The sequence below is a fragment of the Natronococcus sp. A-GB7 genome (genome assembly GCF_029688865.1).
Lineage (GTDB): Archaea > Halobacteriota > Halobacteria > Halobacteriales > Natrialbaceae > Natronococcus.
The window spans coordinates 39657-57173 of the sequence record NZ_JARUKV010000018.1 but is presented as its reverse complement, the minus strand read 5'-3'; the positions used below and the strand labels follow the sequence as shown (position 1 = coordinate 57173).

At 65.4% G+C, this 17517-nt stretch carries 19 protein-coding genes; 7 read left to right on the top strand and 12 right to left on the bottom strand.

The window, feature by feature from the left end; translation table 11 throughout:
• Positions 1 to 675: a DUF2110 family protein gene (locus QA609_RS16190; protein ID WP_278303643.1), complete on the bottom strand. Its 675-nt coding sequence runs from the start codon at positions 673 to 675 to the stop codon at positions 1 to 3.
• Positions 675 to 1199, bottom strand: coding sequence for a transcription factor TFIIE subunit alpha (locus tag QA609_RS16185; RefSeq protein WP_005556060.1), 525 nt, complete (start codon positions 1197 to 1199; stop codon positions 675 to 677). Before QA609_RS16185 ends, QA609_RS16190 begins: the two co-directional genes overlap by 1 nt.
• Positions 1200 to 1323: 124 nt before the next feature.
• On the opposite strand from QA609_RS16185, the gene QA609_RS16180 reads away from it, so the two are divergent.
• Complete coding sequence (locus tag QA609_RS16180) at positions 1324 to 1974, top strand: hypothetical protein (RefSeq protein WP_278303642.1); 651 nt, start codon at positions 1324 to 1326, stop codon at positions 1972 to 1974.
• Positions 1975 to 2249: 275 nt separating this feature from the next.
• On the opposite strand, the gene QA609_RS16175 is transcribed toward QA609_RS16180, so the two are convergent.
• Positions 2250 to 2798: a tRNA (cytidine(56)-2'-O)-methyltransferase gene (locus QA609_RS16175; protein WP_278303640.1), complete on the bottom strand. Its 549-nt coding sequence runs from the start codon at positions 2796 to 2798 to the stop codon at positions 2250 to 2252.
• 103 nt (positions 2799 to 2901) lie between these two features.
• Between QA609_RS16175 and QA609_RS16170 the strand changes: the two genes are divergently transcribed.
• Positions 2902 to 3117, top strand: coding sequence for a hypothetical protein (locus QA609_RS16170; RefSeq protein ID WP_278303639.1), 216 nt, complete (start codon positions 2902 to 2904; stop codon positions 3115 to 3117).
• A gap of 38 nt (positions 3118 to 3155) precedes the next feature.
• Here QA609_RS16170 and QA609_RS16165 read toward each other — a convergent pair whose 3' ends face one another.
• The 9 genes from QA609_RS16165 to QA609_RS16125 form a co-directional block, all read right to left on the bottom strand.
• Complete coding sequence (locus tag QA609_RS16165; protein WP_278303637.1) at positions 3156 to 3611, bottom strand: universal stress protein; 456 nt, start codon at positions 3609 to 3611, stop codon at positions 3156 to 3158.
• 2 nt (positions 3612 to 3613) lie between these two features.
• The gene (locus tag QA609_RS16160) at positions 3614 to 5278 is read right to left on the bottom strand and encodes a cation acetate symporter (RefSeq protein WP_278303636.1); all 1665 of its coding nucleotides are present in this window, start codon (positions 5276 to 5278) and stop codon (positions 3614 to 3616) included.
• Positions 5275 to 5682, bottom strand: coding sequence for a DUF4212 domain-containing protein (locus QA609_RS16155; protein ID WP_278303635.1), 408 nt, complete (start codon positions 5680 to 5682; stop codon positions 5275 to 5277). Before QA609_RS16155 ends, QA609_RS16160 begins: the two co-directional genes overlap by 4 nt.
• A 55-nt stretch (positions 5683 to 5737) precedes the next feature.
• Positions 5738 to 7708, bottom strand: coding sequence for an acetate--CoA ligase (acs, locus tag QA609_RS16150; RefSeq protein ID WP_278303634.1), 1971 nt, complete (start codon positions 7706 to 7708; stop codon positions 5738 to 5740).
• Between the two features lie 260 nt (positions 7709 to 7968).
• A complete protein-coding gene (locus QA609_RS16145; protein ID WP_278303633.1) occupies positions 7969 to 10227 on the bottom strand; it encodes a bacterio-opsin activator domain-containing protein in 2259 nt (752 codons plus the stop codon).
• 128 nt (positions 10228 to 10355) lie between these two features.
• Positions 10356 to 12332 (bottom strand): acetate--CoA ligase, encoded by a 1977-nt coding sequence (gene acs / locus QA609_RS16140; RefSeq protein ID WP_278303632.1) that lies wholly within the window; start codon positions 12330 to 12332, stop codon positions 10356 to 10358.
• A 97-nt stretch (positions 12333 to 12429) separates the two neighbouring features.
• Positions 12430 to 12918 carry a universal stress protein gene (locus QA609_RS16135; protein WP_278303631.1) on the bottom strand — a complete coding sequence of 163 codons (489 nt, stop codon included), beginning with the start codon at positions 12916 to 12918 and terminating at the stop codon, positions 12430 to 12432.
• A 540-nt stretch (positions 12919 to 13458) separates the two neighbouring features.
• Positions 13459 to 13920 carry a MaoC/PaaZ C-terminal domain-containing protein gene (locus QA609_RS16130; RefSeq protein ID WP_278303630.1) on the bottom strand — a complete coding sequence of 154 codons (462 nt, stop codon included), beginning with the start codon at positions 13918 to 13920 and terminating at the stop codon, positions 13459 to 13461.
• A gap of 108 nt (positions 13921 to 14028) precedes the next feature.
• Complete coding sequence (locus QA609_RS16125; RefSeq protein WP_278303629.1) at positions 14029 to 14667, bottom strand: helix-turn-helix domain-containing protein; 639 nt, start codon at positions 14665 to 14667, stop codon at positions 14029 to 14031.
• Between the two features lie 93 nt (positions 14668 to 14760).
• Between QA609_RS16125 and paaA the strand changes: the two genes are divergently transcribed.
• Genes paaA through paaE form a run of 5 tightly spaced genes read left to right on the top strand, consistent with a single transcriptional unit; the run spans position 14761 to position 17459 of the window.
• On the top strand, positions 14761 to 15702 hold the full coding sequence (gene paaA / locus QA609_RS16120; protein WP_278303628.1) for a 1,2-phenylacetyl-CoA epoxidase subunit PaaA: 942 nt from the start codon (positions 14761 to 14763) through the stop codon (positions 15700 to 15702).
• A 2-nt stretch (positions 15703 to 15704) separates the two neighbouring features.
• Positions 15705 to 16022, top strand: a complete 318-nt coding sequence (gene paaB / locus QA609_RS16115) for a 1,2-phenylacetyl-CoA epoxidase subunit PaaB (RefSeq protein WP_278303627.1) — start codon at positions 15705 to 15707, stop codon at positions 16020 to 16022.
• A complete protein-coding gene (gene paaC, locus QA609_RS16110) occupies positions 16022 to 16876 on the top strand; it encodes a 1,2-phenylacetyl-CoA epoxidase subunit PaaC (protein ID WP_278303626.1) in 855 nt (284 codons plus the stop codon). The genes paaB and paaC overlap by 1 nt, the downstream gene beginning before the upstream one ends.
• Positions 16873 to 17292, top strand: a complete 420-nt coding sequence (gene paaD / locus QA609_RS16105) for a 1,2-phenylacetyl-CoA epoxidase subunit PaaD (protein WP_278303625.1) — start codon at positions 16873 to 16875, stop codon at positions 17290 to 17292. Before paaC ends, paaD begins: the two co-directional genes overlap by 4 nt.
• Entirely contained in the window at positions 17289 to 17459 is a 171-nt protein-coding gene (gene paaE / locus QA609_RS16100; protein WP_005556097.1) for a 1,2-phenylacetyl-CoA epoxidase subunit PaaE, read from the top strand. The genes paaD and paaE overlap by 4 nt, the downstream gene beginning before the upstream one ends.
• Positions 17460 to 17517: the final 58 nt, after the last annotated feature.

Below are 17517 nucleotides of genomic sequence, written 5' to 3'. Positions count from 1 at the left end.
CTAGGGAACGACACATCGCAGCTCCGCGGGGAGGTACTCGCCGACGCTCGCGAGCAGGCCCGGCGGATCGGTGCCCTCGGTACAGATCACGCTCTGCTCGAGCAGGCCGAGACGCTCGACGGTGACGTAGTCCTGGGCGTGGCCCGCACGGTTGAGCGTGGCCCGGACCTCGGCGCGGGTGGCGCTGTTGACGTTGAGCCGGCCGTCGCCGCGAGTCCAGTCGTAGAGTCGATCCTGTTCGTCCGCCGCGAGCCGAGACGGTTCGTCGTCGCTTCCGTACACGAACCGCATCGGCAGGTGCTGGACGAGCCCGTAGCGCTCGCGGATCTGAGTCGGCGAGCCGGGGCCGAGCCCGAGTTCGTCGACCGGAATCTCGACCGGTTGGCCGGCGTCGAGGACGAACCCCTCGTCGTTCCAGGACTCGAGGGTGCCGACGTAGGTCTCGCCGGGCTCGAGCTCGGGGACGATCTCGCCGAACTCCTCGCGGAGGACGTTCTCGGCGACGACGGCGTCCTCGCCCTCGACGGCGACCTCGGGGAAGTCGTCGTCCCGGATCGAGAGGTCGAACGCGACGTCGAGTTCGCCGATCTCGTTGCCGATCAGCGACCGCAGCGAGTCCAACGAGCGTTCGCGGGCGTCACCGTCGACGTAGAGTTTGGTTGCGAGTACGACCATCAGGCGTCCGCGTCGATGTTCAGTTCATCCTCGAGGTCGTCGAGGCGGTCGTCCATCGCGTCGACCAGGCGGTTGTTGTCCATCGATTCGACCGGCGAGCCACACTCGGGACACTCGAAGCCGAAGTCCATCGCCTCGCCGAACTCAAAGCGGATCGAACAGATCTCACAGAGGTAGAACTCGTGGTTGCGCTCGTACTCCCGGCGGTCCTCGAGGGCGTCGTGGAGCCGGTACATTTCCTCCTCTAGGTTCTCGGGGATGTTGTCGTACTCGAACGTCCAGAGGTAGGTCAGCCAGCCCGAGTCCTCGTCGCGCAGCCGGCGGTAGCTGGCGAGGTCGTTCTCGTAGAGAATAAACAGCGCGCGCCGGACGTCGTTCAACTCGAGATCCAGCTCCTCGGCGAGCTCCTCGTCGGTCACTTCCCCGTCCGGCGGCGCCGCCGCGACGGGCATCCCCGTGGGACCGACCAGCTCGTGCAAGTACTTCTGGATGACCGGATCCTCGAGCAGGTCCTCAAAAGCCATTGCCTACACGTAGCGCGATCGGCCCATTAAGTCTTTTGAGCGACGCCGTATCGAGTCGACGGCTCCGATTCGGGTACCCGCGATCCACAAAGATATATGGATTGATATGACGTACGACCGAACGATGACGTCGTTTCGAGCGGCGATGGGCGACGAGGTCGATCCGAAAGCGATCGCCGGAATCACGGCTGTCCTCGCCGTCCTCTACGTTCTGGCGGATCTCTCGGCCGGATCGGTGATCGCGATTCCGGCCGGGATCGTCGCACTCGCCGTGCTCAGGGCCGTCTGTACCGCACGCGACTATCCGGACGCCGCCGCCGGAGCCGTCCTCGGTGCAGTCGGCGGACTCGTGTTCGCCGCCCTCGCGATCGGCGACGGCTCGGCTGTCCTCGGCGTCCTCGCCGTCGTCGCCGCGTGGCTCTGTCTCGACTCGCTGTACGACCTCCGGCTCGGGGTCGACCGCTCGAGCGAGCCCGACGACGATATTTCGGAAGACGAGTACTACCTCGTCTCGGCCCACGGCTGGGCGGTCCTCCGGGAGCTTCGGGAAGCCGACGGGCCGCTGTCGCGCGCCGAACTGCAGGACCGAACGGGGCTGCCCGACGAGGACTTCGAGCGCGTTCTCGAGACAGTCGGCGACTCGGGGCCGATCGAGCGGGTCGGGACGGGGTACGCCCTCGACGAGTCCGAGACCGGAACGGCGGCGATAGTACGGATGGTCGGTAGCCGTCTCCTTCGGCCCCTCCGACTGCTCCGTCCGGCCGTTCCCCGTTAATATCATCCACGGCCCGGAGGCGTGGTATTGCGCGTTTTCGCTGTAGAATCGCCGTATTCGCTGGCCTGCAAGTCCAGACGACCTCCTCGAGCAACGATGTCGTTCCGCGGCCGTGCCGCGAGCGTAGTGGATTATATTACGCTACGTCTCGGAGAAAACATATACCGTTCCGGTAGAGACAGCGACCGCATGGACGACGCTCGGAAGGGACTCATCGCGGGACTGCTCGGAATTCTCGGCTCCGTACTAACGATCCTCTGGGGGAGTGGGATCGTTTAGCCGTCCTCGAGCGACTGGACGCGCTTACCCGTCTCCATCGGGATCACCTCGCGGTCGGCGTCCTCCCACTCGCGCTCGAGTTCGCGGCCCTCGAACAGCCGATCGAGAAACACGGCGAGACCTGCTACCTCGGAGTGGGGCTGATTGGTGACGCCGACGTTCCAGTCGGCGGCCTCGTAGACGTCGAACGGGACCTTCTCGGAGCCGACGACGACGAGCAGCGGCTTCCGGTCGTCCTCCCGGGACGAACGGATCTCGTCTTCGACGTCCTGGATCCGCTCGCCGTACATCGTGAGGTGGACGACCCGTCCCTCCCAGTCGCGGATCAGTGCCTGGGGCGAATCGGTCAGTTCGGCCTCGAAAGGGCCGCCGAAGCGGTCGGTGATGTCGTCGACGGTCTCGAGAGACTGGCCGGCGTTGTCGGGGATCCAGACGCGGTCGGCTCCGAGCGCGCGCGCGGTCAGCCCGACGTGGGTCGTCATCCGCTCGTCCCGGCCGGGGCGGTGGCCGAGTCGGAGGACGGCGACCTCGGGTGTCTCGTTCATATCGCAGTTCAGTCCCGGCCGGGGTTAGGGGGTTTCGCTTCGCCAGCGAGAGTCGAGGGGACAGCGGCAGGCTTTTCGACGCGCCGACGGAACCGTCCACCCGATGACGAACTTCGGCGAGTGGCTCGAGAACGCGCGCGAACAGCGGTGGGGGATCTTCGTCGACCTGGTCTTTGCCATCAGCTGGGTGACGATGGTCGAGATCATCTTCCGGGTCCTCGAGGGACCGACCTGGGCGTACTACATGTTCATGCTCGCGGGGATCGTCGCGTACTTCGGGTTCGTCACGAGCCTCGAGATGGCCTCAAACGAACGGTAAGAGCGGCGAAAACGAAGCGTGGCGGAACCGCTGGCGAGTCAGTCCTCCCTGTCGACGACCAACACCGGAATCTTCGTCGAGCGCAGCGTCCGTTCGGCGACGCTGCCGAGCAGGGCACGCCTGACGCCGCTACGGCCGGCCGACCCCATGACGATCAGGTCGACGTCGTTGTCCGCCGCGTAGCTACTGATCTGTTTGTGGGGCTGTCCGGCGACGACCGCCTCGGTGACGGAAATGTCGTGGGCCTCGGCTTTCGCCGCGACGACGCCCGTCGCCTCGTTGGCTCGCTGCTCGAGTTCGGGCATGTCGCCGAACTTCCCCTGCCGGATGCGGTCGACCTGCTCGGTGCCGAGACTGACGTCGATCGCGCTGGTGTCGACGACGTACAGCGCGTGGACGTCGGCGTCGTACTTCTCGGCGAGATCGATCGCGTGTTCAACCGCGTACTCGGCGGTGTCGCTGCCGTCGGTCGGAACGAGTATCGTATCGTACATGGTTAGTCGTCTGCGGGGGTGCCGCCGTCAGCGGCGGCGTCTTCGGCCGATTCCATCTGGCTCATCGGTTCGGGACTGTGACACTGTCGCACGAGTCGCTTGACGTGCTGTGGCGGTTCGTCGGTGACCAGCGAGACGACGATGATCACGGTGAACACGACCGGTACGCCGACGAGCGCCGAGGAGGTTCCCGGTAGCCACGTCGCGACTGCGGGAATCGCCGCCTCATCGACGCCGGTGTACATCGGGACGACGGTGTCGTTGACGATCGCGCCGAACGAGAGCGCGATACCGGTAAGCATCCCGGCCAGTGCGCCCTCACGGGTCGTGTTCTCCCACCAGAGTCCGAGGAAGAACACGGGGAAGAAGACGGTGCCGGCGATCGCGAACGACATCGCGACGAGTTCGCCGATCAGCGCCGGCGGGTTCAGCCCGATCAGCGCCACGAGGATCCCGATCCCGATAATCGTCGATCGGCCGACGATCAGCTGTTCGCGCTGGGTCGCGTCATCCTTGTAGAGGTTCGTGTAGATGTCGTGTGCGGCCGCCGAGGAGGCCGTAATGAACAGTCCCGCGGTCGTCGCCAGTGCGGCTGCGACCGCACCTGCGGCGACCAGCCCGACCAGCCACGTCGGCAGGTCGGCGAGCTGGGCCGTCAGGACGACGAGCGCGTCGGCCTCGACGCCGAGCATCTGGGCGAACCCGTCGCCGCCGCTGACCTCGCGGTCGTAGAGCAGACCGCCGAAGGCCGCGTAGGTGGCCGTCCCCCAGTACAGTATGCAGATGAAGAACAGCCCCCAGACGGTCGACCAGCGGGCCGTCCGCTCGTTGTCAACCGTGTAGAACCGCACCAGGACGTGGGGGAGCCCACAGGTGCCGACGATCAGGCTGAACGCGAGCGCGATCCAGCCGTAGTAGCCGGCCGCGGCGAACGGCTCGACGAACTGGGCCTCGATGCTCGCGGCCTCGGCGACCTGGGGTCCGGCCTCGAGGTAGGGCAGAGCGGTCGACCATCCCTCGGTCCAGCCGACGGCGTACAGGCCGAGCGTGAACGCGATAATGAGGATGGTGTACTGGATCGCCATGTTCTTCGTCGTGCCGAGCATTCCCGAGAGGGCGACGTAGGCGATGGTGACGGCCATCAGCCCGATGACGCCGGCTTCGTAGGAGATGCCGAAGATGTACTGGGCCATCAGCCCCATTCCGCTCGCCTGACCGATCGCGTAGGTGAACGCGATCGCGAGGGTGGTGAAGGCCGCGATTCCGCGCGCCCAGTCGGAGTAGAACCGGTCGCCGACGAAGTCGGGCGCGGTGTACTTCCCGAACCGGCGGAACTGCGCGGCCAGGAAGATCAGCAGGATGAAATAGCCCGTCGTCCAGCCGACGACGTACGCCAGCCCGAAGTAGCCCGAGAGGGCGACCAGCGACGCGACGCCGAGGTAGGAGGCGGCGCTCATCCAGTTGGCGCCGATCGCCATCCCGTTCTCGATCGAGCCGATCGAACGGCCGGCAACCCACAACTCGTCGACCGCGGCGACGCGGAAGAAGTAACCGACGCCGAGGAACAACACCAGCATCGCGGCGACGGTAAGCGCCGGGATCAGCTTGAAATCACCGACGTCCAGCGCCGTCTCCTGCATGACGATGGGGTCGATCGCTTCGATCATTCGTTACCTCCGTCGGCGGCGACGGTGCCGGAGTCGGTCTCCTCTTCGGTCTCGTGGGAGATGCCGTACTTCGTGTCGAGTCGGTCACGCTGCATCGCGTAGCCGACCGACAGCAACAGCGCCCCCAGCGGCGTGAAGATCGCCGCCAGGAAGAAGTGCAGCGGGAAGCCGTTGAGGATCGTCGTCTCGGTCATCAGCTCCGGCGCCAGGAAGGTTGCGGTCGTCGGGCCGAAGACGACGAGGATCCAGGCGAGAAACGACAGCCAGATCACCTTCAGATGGTCCCGCATGAACGGCGTCGCCGGTTTGAAGATGTTTATCTCCTTGTCGAGGTACGTCTCGGTCTTGACCCCACCGTCGGTTTCGACGGGGTCGTCCGTATCTTGAGTGGTATTCTCTGTCATATTAACGCATCACGTGTCGTAGTTGGTGAGTGGTTTCGAAAGGAAGCCAGGACGCCTAGTCCTGTACCTGCTCTGCGATCTCGTCGACGACCTCGGGGTTGCGAAGCGTCGACGTGTTACCGAGTTCGTTTCCGCTCGCGATGTCCTCGAGCAGCCGCCGCATGATCTTGCCCGAGCGGGTCTTCGGAAGCTCGGGCGTGAAGACGACCGACTCGGGTTTCGCGATCGGACCGATGGCGTCGACGACGCCCTCGACGATCTGCTCGGAGAGTTCGTCGTCGCCCTCGTAGCCGTCCTCGGTGATGACGTAAGCGTAGACGGCCTCGCCTTTCACGTCGTGGTCGCCGCCGACGACGGCGGCCTCGGCGACGCCCTCGACGCCGACGATCGCGCTCTCGATCTCCATCGTCCCCAGCCGGTGGCCGGAGACGTTGATGACGTCGTCGACCCGACCGAGGACGGTGATGTAGTCGTCCTCGTCGATCTTCGCGCCGTCCTCGGGGAAGTACACCCACTCGTCGGCATCGGGGTCGGAGTACTCCTCCCAGTACTCCTCGATGAACCGATCGTCGTTCTGATACAGCGTTCGGAGCATCCCGGGCCAGGGCTTCTGAACGGTGAGGTAGCCGGCCTCGCCGGCGCTGACCTCCTCGCCCTGTGCGTCGACGATCCGTGCGTCGACGCCGGGCAGTCCCGGACCGGCGGAGCCGGGCTTCATGTCGTTGACGCCCGGCAGCGTGGTGATCATGTGGCCGCCGGTTTCGGTCTGCCACCAGGTGTCGACGATCGGACACTCCTCGCCACCGATGTGCTTGTAGTACCACTTCCAGGCCCGCGGGTTGATCGGTTCGCCGACCGTTCCCAGCAGGCGCAGCGAGGAGAGGTCGTGCTTCTCGGGGTACTCCTTGCCCCACTTCATAAACGCTCGGATCGCCGTCGGCGCCGTGTAGAAGACGTCGACCTCGTTCTTCTCGATGATCTCCCAGAATCGGTCTTTCTCCGGGTAATCGGGGGTTCCCTCGTACATCACCGTCGTCGTCCCCAGCGCGAGGGGGCCGTAAACGATGTAGGAGTGGCCCGTAATCCAGCCGATGTCGGCCGAACACCAGTAGGTGTCGCCGGGCTCTAAGTCGAGTACCGCCTGGGAGCTCCAGGCCGTGTACGCCAGGTAGCCCGCGGTCGTGTGTTTGACCCCCTTTGGCTGGCCCGTCGTCCCCGAGGTGTACATCAGGAACAGCATGTCCTCGGCGTCGCGGGTGACCGGCTCGACGGTCTCGCCGCGGTTCTCGTCGACGAGTTCCTCGTAGTCGTGCTGGCCGTCCTCGAGTTCGTGATCCAGATCGTCGCCGAGGCGGTCGACGACGACGGTCGTCGTCTCGTGGTCGACGTCCTCGAGCCCCTCGTTCGTTTTCGAGATGTGATCGAGCGCGTCGCCGCGACGGTAGTAGCCGTCGGCCGTAACGAGGTACTCGCTGTCCGCGGAGTTCATCCGCGTCGCGAGCGCGTCGGCGGAGAACCCGGCGAAGACGACCGAGTGTGGCGCGCCGATCCGGGCGCAGGCCAGCATCGCGACCGTCAGCTCCGGAATCATCGGCATGTACAGCGTGACGACGTCGTCCTCCTCGACGCCGAGGTCACGGAACGTCGCGGCGACGGCCTGAACCTCCTCCAAGAGTTCCTCGTAGCTGTAGGAGCGGGTCTCGCCCAGCTCACCCTCCCACTCGACGGCGGTTCGGTCACCGTCGCCCGACTCGACGTGCCGGTCGATGCAGTTGTAGGAGGCGTTGAGTTTGCCGCCGCCGAACCACTCGTAAAACGGCGCGTCGCCCTCGTCGAGGACGGTGTCGTACTCCTGCTCCCAGGAGAGCAGGTCGGCTGCCCCCTCCCAACACTCCGGCCAGTTCTCCTCGAACTCCTCGTAGATCCCCTCGTCCGTTACGTTCGCCTGCTCGACGAACGATTCGGGCGGCTCGAAGGTATCCTGCTCCTCGAGCCGCGCCTCCAGACTGACGTCGTCCTGTGACATGGTACAACCACTCAGTATACAACAGCCATAGTAAAGCCCGCCTCTAGTTGTACAAAACGAGCCCCGAATTCCGGGGATATTAGTGACAGTCGGCTAACCGGTCGGGCCGATATCGACCGGAAATCGCGAACGTTACCGCCCCGCGATCGGTCGCGCGACGGCGACCGCGAGCCACACCGTCGACGGGTCGGTAGCGGGCGACGGCCGACGCTAAAGGCCTAGGTTCCTGCCGTGAGCCCGTTCGTCGATCGTCGACTCGACTACTCCTCGCCCGACGGGTCGTCGAAGAACGTCCGCAACAGCTCGTGTTGGCCCTTCCGGAGGTGACTGTGCAGCGTCGGGGAGGAGACGCCCATCGCGTCGGCGATCTCCTCGGCCGTGCTCTCGCGGGGCCAGTCGTAGTACCCCCCGGAGTAGGCGGCCCGAAGCGCGGCCTCCTGACGGTCGGTCAGTCGCTCCTCGAGTCCCTCTCGGAACTCCCGTCCGGTCTGAACCGGACGTTCGGTCTCGCGTTTTCCGGCCAGTTCGGAGTCGGGAAACGCCGATCGCAGCCCGGCGACGATCGTCCGAAGGTCGGCGTCGGCCGCACACTCGGCCGTGATCGTCGCGACACCCTCCTCGAAGCGCGCTTCGCAGACGGTGACGCCGTACTCGGTCAGCGTCAGCGTCGGCGAGGAGCCCTCGACGACGAACTCGAGCCGATAGGCGTCCTTGTAGGTCTCGATCAGCCGACAGTCGCTGATTCCCGGATCCGCCTCGGCGCGCTCGAAGACCTCCGCCGGCGACGCGCCCTCGAGGCGGACGTAGTACAGCTGCGTCGAGTCCGACAGCGGGACCAGCGAGTCGAGCTGGAACTGACAGTCGAGCCGTCGCGTCGTCTCGACGAAAAAGGACCCCTCGTCCCGACAGACGAACTCGAGTTCGACCACGCGATCCGACAGCAGGAGGTTCCGCCGGCGGATCGCTGCGATCGCGTACCCGATCTGGCGCCCGACCGTCTCGAGCCACGCTCGTTCGGCCTCGCCGAACGCTTCCGGTCGTTCGGTCGCGACCGACAGCCGCCCGTACACCGTGTCGCCGTACCACAGCGGAACGGCCGCGACGCAGCCCTGGAACTTCCCGGCGTCGGTCTCGAGCGTCGCCTCGACGTTCGTCACGACCGAAACCGACCGGGCGTCGGCCGTCTCCGCGATACCGACGGGCGACTCGTCGCCCCCCGAGAGCGTGGCCGCGGAGTCCGCTCCGTCACCACGGGAGTGGGGATCCCGATCCGGAGCCGAGGGACGCGGCTCGCTCCAGTCATCGGGAACGAGCCGATCGACGCGATCGGCCTCGAGGCCGCTGGCCGTTCGCCAGTTTCCGTGTCGATCCGAGTGGGTCGTCCGATCGATCCAGGCGACGTCGTAGGTGCGCCCCTCGGCGAGGGCCTGACAGGTGACGCTTTCGACCTCCTCGTGGCTCGTCGCCTCGAGCAACGCGTCCGTCAGCGCCCGGTGGCGGGTGGCGACGTCGTACACCTGCTCGAGGGTCTCGCGGTCCGAGCGAACCTCCTCGAGGCGTTCGTGGTACTCCGAGACGTCGTAGACCAGCAGCGCGAACCCCTGCAGCCGGTGGCGATCGTCACGCAGCGGCGTGACGATCTCGGCCGCGCGAAACCGGCTCCCGTCCCTGCGGACGCGCCAGCCCTCGGCCTCGTAGCCCGACTCCTCGAGGGCACGAGTCAGCGTCTGATCGGGCCGACCCCGCTCGACTGCCTCCGCGGCGTACAGCGTCGAGACGTGGGTGCCGACGATCTCGCCCGCACGGTAGCCAAACACCGACTCGGCGCTCCGGTTCCAGCGATCGACGTAGCCGTCGGCGTCGAGGCGAACCAGCGCGCAACGATCGCTCGCCGCGAGCAGCGATCGAACGACGCTGCCGTCGCTTACCGAGGCTCTGTTCCTGGATCGGTCGGTCGAGCCCGCTTCGACCGCGGCGAACTCGTCGACGATCTCCGCGTCTGTCGGGCTCGGCAGGTAGGACTCGAGGGCCTCGAAGCTTCCCCAGCCGCCGACCCGTTTGACGACCAGCGGGTTGATTCCGTGGTCGGCCAGCGCGGTCTCGAGGAAGTACCGCCGGAGGTCGTCCGTCGAAACTCCCTCGAGTGCCGGCTCGTCGAATCGCTCGCCTGCCCGCTCGGCGACCTCGGCGACGAGCATCTGCAGCCGCCGCGTCGAGACCGAAAACACCGGCTCGTCGCTCGAGAGTCCGTTGCTCCGGGCGTATCGCCGCAGTTCTCGCTCGATCCCGGTCGGCAGGTACGCGACTCGCGACTCGGAGAGGCGGAGGAGATACCGGGGCGGATCGGTCCGCACCTGGTCGATGGCGTCGGTCGTCACCCGCGTCAGTTCGGTCGGACGGAGACCGACCTCCCCGCAACAGCGGACGACCAGCGCCTCCCGGTAGGTTTCGGCGGCGTCGAGAAGCGTCTCGTACTGCTCGCGGGAGACGGCGGCGGGCTCTGGCTCCTCGAGACTCACACTTCGGGTATTTTGATTCCGCGAAAATAACTGTATCGGCACCACCCGAGTAGGCGCTCGTTACCTGTTCGATAGACGAACAGATGCGGGCTGAAAACGTTTCGTAGACGTCGGGTTCGCGAAGCGTACTACTCGGTCTGTACCTCGGTCTGGATCTCCCCGACGATCTCGGGGTTGCGAAGCGCGCTCGTATCGCCCAGCTGGTTGCCGTTCGCGACGTCCTCGAGCAGGCGACGCATGATTTTTCCCGAGCGCGTTTTAGGGAGTTCGGGCGTGAATACCACTGACTCCGGGGTAGCGATCGGACCGATCGAGGACTCGATGTTCTCGACGATCCGGTCACGGAGGTCGCCGTCTGGATCGCAGTCGGCTTCCGTGCTGACGTAGGCGTAGACTTCGGTCCCGTCGGCCTTGCTCGAGCGGCCGACGACGGCGGCCTCGACGACTCCGTCGACGCCGGTGATCGCCCCCTCGATCTCCATCGTGCTCAGCCGCCGTCCGGCGACGTTGATGACGTCGTCGACCCGACCCATGACGGTGATGTACCCGTTCTCGTCGACCGTCGCCGCGTCACCGCTGAAGTACCACCACCGGTCGTCGTCCGGGTCGGAGAACTGGCTCCAGTACTCCGAACGATACCGCTCGTCGCCGTCGTACAGGGTGCGGACCATCCCGGGCCACGGACGGGCGATGATGAGATAGCCCGTCTCGCCGGGATCGACGCGGTCGCCCTCGGCGTCGACGACGCGGGCGTCGATCCCGGGCAGGGAGGGGCCAGCCGAGCCGGGTTTCATCTCGTCGACGCCGGGCAGCGTCGAGACGGTGATCGCGCCGGTCTCGGTCTGCCACCAGGTGTCGACGATCGGCGCCTCGCCGCCGCCGATGTGGTCCCGGTACCAGTTCCACGGGCGGGCGCTGATCGCCTCGCCGACGGTGCCAAGTAGGCGCAGCGACGAGAGGTCGTGTTTCGCGGGGTACTCCTCGCCCCACTTCATGAACGCGCGAATCGCTGTCGGCGCCGTATAGAAGACGTCGACCGCGTTCCGGTCGACGATCTCCCAGAGCCGATCCCGATCCGGATAGTCGGGCGTCCCCTCGTACATGATCGTCGTCGTCCCCAGCGCGAGCGGGCCGTAGACGATGTAGGAGTGGCCCGTGATCCAGCCGATGTCGGCCGCACACCAGTAGGTGTCCTCGGGTTTGACGTCGAGGACCGCCCGCGAGGTCCAGGCGACGTGGGCGAGGTAGCCGCCCGTCGTGTGGACGACGCCCTTGGGTTCGCCCGTCGTCCCCGAGGTGTACATCAGGAACAGCATGTCCTCGGCGTCTCGGGTAACCGGCTCGACGGTCTCGCCGGCGTGGGCCGCGACCAGTTCGTCGTAGTCGTGCTCTCGCTCGCCGAGCACGTGCGGAAGGTCCTCGCCGAGGCGGTCGACGACGACGGTCTCGACGTCCTGCTCGAGGGAAATCAGCGCGTTATCTGCCTTGCTCTTCTGGTTGAACGCATCACCCCGGCGGTAGTAGCCGTCACAGGTCACCAGGAACTCGCTGTCGGCCGCGTCCATTCGGGTCGCGAGCGCGTCCGCGGACAGCCCGGCGAAGACGACCGAGTGGGGCGCGCCGATCCGCGCACAGGCAAGCATCGCGATCGGTAACTCGGGGATCATCGGCAGGTACAGCGTGACGATGTCGTCCTCCTCGACCCCGAGATCCAGCAGCGTCGCCGCGAACTCGTTTACCGCCGTCGCCAGATCCTGGTAGGTGTAGGTCTCGCGCTCGCCGCGCTTTCCCTCCCACCGGATCGCCGCGTGGGTCTTCCGTCCGGCCTCGAGATGCCGATCCAGACAGTTGTACGAGGCGTTGAGCGTCCCGCCCGAGAACCACTCGTAGAAGGGGGCGTCGTCGTCCTCGAGGACGGTGTCGTACTCTCGCTCCCAGGAAAGCAGATTAGCTGCCCGCTCCCAGCACTCGGGCCACTCCGTCTCGAACGCCTCGTAGACGGCCTCGTCCGTCACGTTCGCCTGCTCGACGAACGACGCGGGCGGGTCGTGGGATGGTCCCGCCGGCACCGACGCGTCGGCGTCCCACCCGTTGCGGTCGACCATGTCTTAGTTGACCCGAGGTCGTTCAGTCGAATAAACGTTCCTCCGGTCGCCGCCCTCGAGCCGATCCCACTCGCCCTCGGGACGGTCGACGCGAACGCTACGAGCGTACGGAGTCGACGTCCTCGATGTCGCCGACCTCGGAGTCGGAGTGACGGACGACGTAGACGTCGTACCGGTGGTCGTTCGCGACGGGACTGCCGACGCTCGACTGCGGAGAGATCACCGAGCCCGCGTTCTCCGAGCCGATGAAGACGACGCTGGCACCGATCTCGCCGGCGATCCGCTTGATCTCGCGGACGACGTTCGTCGTCGCCGTCGCGGTCGGTTCGTCGGAGGTGACGCGCTCGACGCGAAACGTCGCTTCCGGATCGACGTCTGCGACGCGCCGTTGCATCCCCGAGGCGATCGTCTCGGGGTCGAACGGTTCACCCTCTCCGATCCAGCCCCGATCTCGAGCGTACTCCTCGTCGTCGGGAACGACCGTCAGGGCGACCACATCTTCCTCGAGGAGATCGCCGAACGTCGAAGCGCGCTCGAGTGCCTTCCTCGCGAGCACCGATCCGTCGAACGGAACGAGCAGTGACATTACGCCTATCCACACTGAGGGCGGAGGTAAATGTTCGGACTCGAACAGTCCGGGCTACATCGGCGAACGTACTCGTCAGACGACACCGAGCGAAAGCTACCGCACCATCGAGCAAATTCCCAACATATCAGAAAAATATATGTATAAGTTCAATTGTCGGATACAGAGCTTCTCTCCGACGGTCTTCTCGGCCAGATCGACGGGAGACAGCGCTCAGATCCGAAACAGGAACTGAAAATGCAAAAAGAACGTCGCACGGCTATAGTCCGACGTCACGATTATCGGTAGATGGCATATAAACCGTCTGAGGAGCCTGAGTAGGACACTCACGATTTTGGAACGATTTCAATCAGTTTTTTTATATTTACTAGGTAATCTCAGATCAATATACTACCATTCTTTCGGTAGTGTTGTCATAGGACGGATCTTTAGTGACAGTATCGTTCGGACCGATTGCCGAGACACCGTTCCGGCGTAACCGCGACTGTGCTGCGGTCACGCCGGTACGTCGGTACAGCGAACCGTCTCGGACGAAACGCCTCACCCCCTGGTTTTGATCAGGAACTTCATATCGCCCTGGAAAACCACAGTTCCGTCCTGATTGGTCATCTCGGTGTCGAGGACGACCAGTCCGGCGTCGTCGCGGCTCCCGGCGTCTTTGGTTTCGGTGACTTCGATCTCGAGCGAAAGCGTGTCGCCGATGTGGACCGGGTTCGGGAGATCCATATAGTTCATTCCGAGGAACGCGAACGCGGTCCGCTCGACGATACCGGTTCGGTAGACGAACCCGGTCGCCTGGACGAACGTCATCGGACCGTGGGCGATCCGCTCGCCGAACGCGCTGTCCTCGGCATACTCCTTGTTCGTGTGTAGTTCCGTCCAGTCGCCGGCCAGCGCCGAGTGCATGACGAAGTCGGCCTCCGTTACCGTGCGTCCGACGCTTTGGAACGTCTGTCCTTCCTCGAAGTCCTCGAAGTGATGTGGCTCGTAGCTGTACGCCATGTGACACGCATCAAAACCACAGCATAAATAGTTTACTTCGAGATCCGCCCGACGGAACCGGACGTTTCCGGGCGAGTCGAAGCTGTCGACGCCGGGCTCTCGAGTTCGTTAGGAGAACATTTGCTCGAACAGCGTCGCCTCGGCACGGCGAAGTCGCTCGAGAAACGCCGACTTGCTAATCCCGAGCGCCGCCGCGACGTCCTCGGAGCTGGCTTCCCGCGGAATCCGGAAGTAGCCCGCCTCGAGGGCCGCCCGAAGACACTCCTCCTGGGCCGGCGTCAGCTCCCACCGCCGGGCCGGCGACTCGGTGGTCTCGGCCTCGAGCGGGGAAACGCGCTCGAGTCTGACGCCGACGGTCTCGCCGGCGGCCTCCATAACGCCCTTGAGGACGTCGCGGCCGACAACCGCACCGAAGATCGTCGCCGCACCGTCGCGGTACTGCAGCGTTTCGACGATGAGGCCGCCGTCGATCAGTCGCCGGATCACGCACGGGTGCTTCGAGAGGCACCGATACCGGGATCGACCGTCGGTTCTCGAGACGTGCAGGTGCGAAATTCGATCGTCGTCGTCGAGCAGTCGGGTCAGTCGGTCGCTCGTCGGCGCGCTGAACTGCAGAAGGTCGTAGCCGTCGCTGCGTCGCTGTGGAGGTCGTGCGTCGATCTGAACGCCGGTCGACTCGGTCGCCTCCGCGAGCGGACAGTCGTCGTTGCGAACTCGGAACTCGACGGTCAGGCACTCTTCGATCACGGCGAACCTGTTCGGATCGTAGATGTCGTATGATTTAAAACCCCCGTATGTGGCGGTCAACTGCTAAGAACGTATCTATCGTGGTTTATAACCATGGATCTGGACACAGTCAAAACACGTGCGGGGCCGCGGGAGTTCAGCCCCGCAGACGACCTTCCGCAGGAGTACCGGGAGGCTGCGACGCGGATGATCGAGTTCCACGCCAACAGCGAGATCATGGGCGCGTACTTAGAGCGGCCGTTTATTCGCCAGGCGCCGAGCATCGACCGGAAGCTGGCGTTCTCGGCGAAGGTCCAGGACGAGATCGGCCACGGGCAACTGCTGTACCGTGCCGCCGAGTCGCTGGGCGTCAAGACTCGCGAGGAGATGCTCGAGGACCTCGCGAACGGGGACGGCAAGTTCCTCAACTGCTTTCACTACCCGCTGAAGAGCTGGGTCGAGATTCCGATGATCTCGTTTTTCGTCGACGGCGCCGCGATGCGCCGGCAGGCGACGCTTCGCCGGACCAGCTGGGAGCCATACGCCCACGCGATGGACAAGGTCTGCTTCGAGGAGGGTTTTCACGTCAAACATGGCGAGGACATCCTCAAGGAGCTCATGACCGGCTCGCGTAAGGAACAGGAAATGACCCAGGAAGCCTTCGAGGAGTGGTGGCCCCGCATCATCCAGTTCTTCGGGCCCACCGACGACAAGAGCACCCACCACGACTTCGCTGCTTCTGTCGGACTCAAACAGCAGTCCAACGACGAACTCCGGGACGCCTTCCTCGACCAGTACATTCCCAAAGCTCGCAAACACGGCCTCGAGATTCCCGACGAACCGCGCATTCGCGAGCGCGACGACGGCACCTACGCCGTCGAGGAGGGTGATCTGGACTGGGACGAGTTCTTCACGATCGCGAAGAACGACTACGAGCCCGGTCTCGGCCAGATCAACGGCCGCAAGCAGGCACAGGACGCGGTCCAGTGGGTCCGCGACACGATCGAAGGCGACGCAACCACCGCCGGCGGCCACGCGCCGCAGGCGGCCGACTGACCATGATCTGGGAAGTGTTCCGCCAGGAGAAGACGGGAGGGTACCACGCCCACTGCGGCAACGTTCACGCGCCCGACCGCGAGATGGCAAAGCAGTTCGCCGCGATCCAGCACGGCCGCCGGAAGCCGACGAACAGCCTCTGGGTCGTTCCCCGCGAGGAGATCGGCGAGATCGACACCGAGGACGTCGCCTTCGGCGGGACGACCGACAAGAGCTACCGGTGGGCGACGGCCTACAACACGACCGGCGAGGACGCCGTCGAGGTCGTCGAGAGCGAGGACGAACAGGCGACCGCCGAGCGCCAGCGGGGTGACGACTGATGAGCCTCGAGAGCCCAACCGAGCTTGACGCCCGCGAGCGCGACGCCCTCGAGACGCTGCTGAAGCGCCTCGCGGACGACGAGTTCGTGCTGGCCGAGCGCTACACCGAGTGGCAGGTTCAGGCACCCAGCCTCGAGTCGGACCTCGCGCTGGCGAACAACGCCCAGGACGAGCTCGGCCACGCGCGGCTGTGGTACGACGTCCTCGAGGACCTCGGCTTCGAGGAGCAGGAGCTGATCTACGAGCGCGATCCCGCCGATTTCCGCCACACCACGCTCGTCGAACGTTCCTTCGAGGAGGGCGACTGGGCCGACGCCGTGCTGCGATCGTACCTCTACGACGCCGCCGAGGAGCTCCGGCTCGAAGCCCTCGAGGACTCGGCGTACCCGAAGATCGCCGACCGCGTTGGCAAGATCCAGAGCGAGGAGGCCTACCACTTAGAGCACGCCCAGAACTGGGTCGAACGGCTCGCCGAGGGTGAGGAGGGCCACGAGCGCCTGCAGGACGCCCTCGATCGGCTGTTCCCACACGCCCTCACCCTCTTCGAACCGGTCGATCGGGAGGTCGAACGCGATATCGTCGACCTGGGGCTTCGCGACGCAACCCTCGAGGAGCTGGGCGAAGAGTGGCTCTCGATCGTCGTCCCCTACCTCGAGTCCCTCGAGCTCGAACTGCCGGTCAGCGCGCAGGTCGACGACGACACCTTCGAGATCACCGAAGAGATGCTCCCCGAGGAGCGCGGCCGGGACGGGAGTCACACCGACGCGTGGTTCGACCTTCACGACGAGCTGACCCACACGTACCGCGACCTCGGGCGCAGCGAGACTACCAAAATCATGGAGAAACCGGAATGAGCAGCGAGATACCGGATCCGGACGCGGACGCGACGCCGTGTGCGTACACGGAGTACCGAGAGGGCGAGGGCGCAGAGGAACTGCCGGCGACCGGCGAGGACGCCACGGGCGTCGAGGCCGACGTCTGGGAGGCCCTCTACGGGATCGAGGACCCCGAGATGCCGATCAGCATCGTCGACCTCGGGCTGATCTACGGCGTGACCGTCGAGGACGGACGCGCGGTCGTCGACATGACGCTGACCTACTCGGGCTGTCCGGCCAGGGACATGCTCACCGAACAGGTTCAGGAGACGGCAGCCGACGTCGGGGGCGTCGAGGACGCCGAGGTGCGCCTCGTCTGGAGCCCCGAGTGGACGATCGAGATGGTGACCGAGCAGGGGAAAACGGACCTCCGGGAGTTCGGACTGAGCATATGAGACGGAGCCGAGACCCGAGCGTCACGACCAGCGGCGAGGACGCGGGCGCGGAGTGTCCGTACTGCGAGTCGACCGACACCGTCCGCGAACACCCGAAGGGGCCGTCGCTCTGTCGGTCGATGCACTACTGCAACGCCTGCGAGCAGCCGTTCGAGAAGTTCGAGTAGTCGAGCCGACGTTCGTTTTTTCCAGCCGTCGACCGCGAGCGAACGCGCCCGTCGGCGA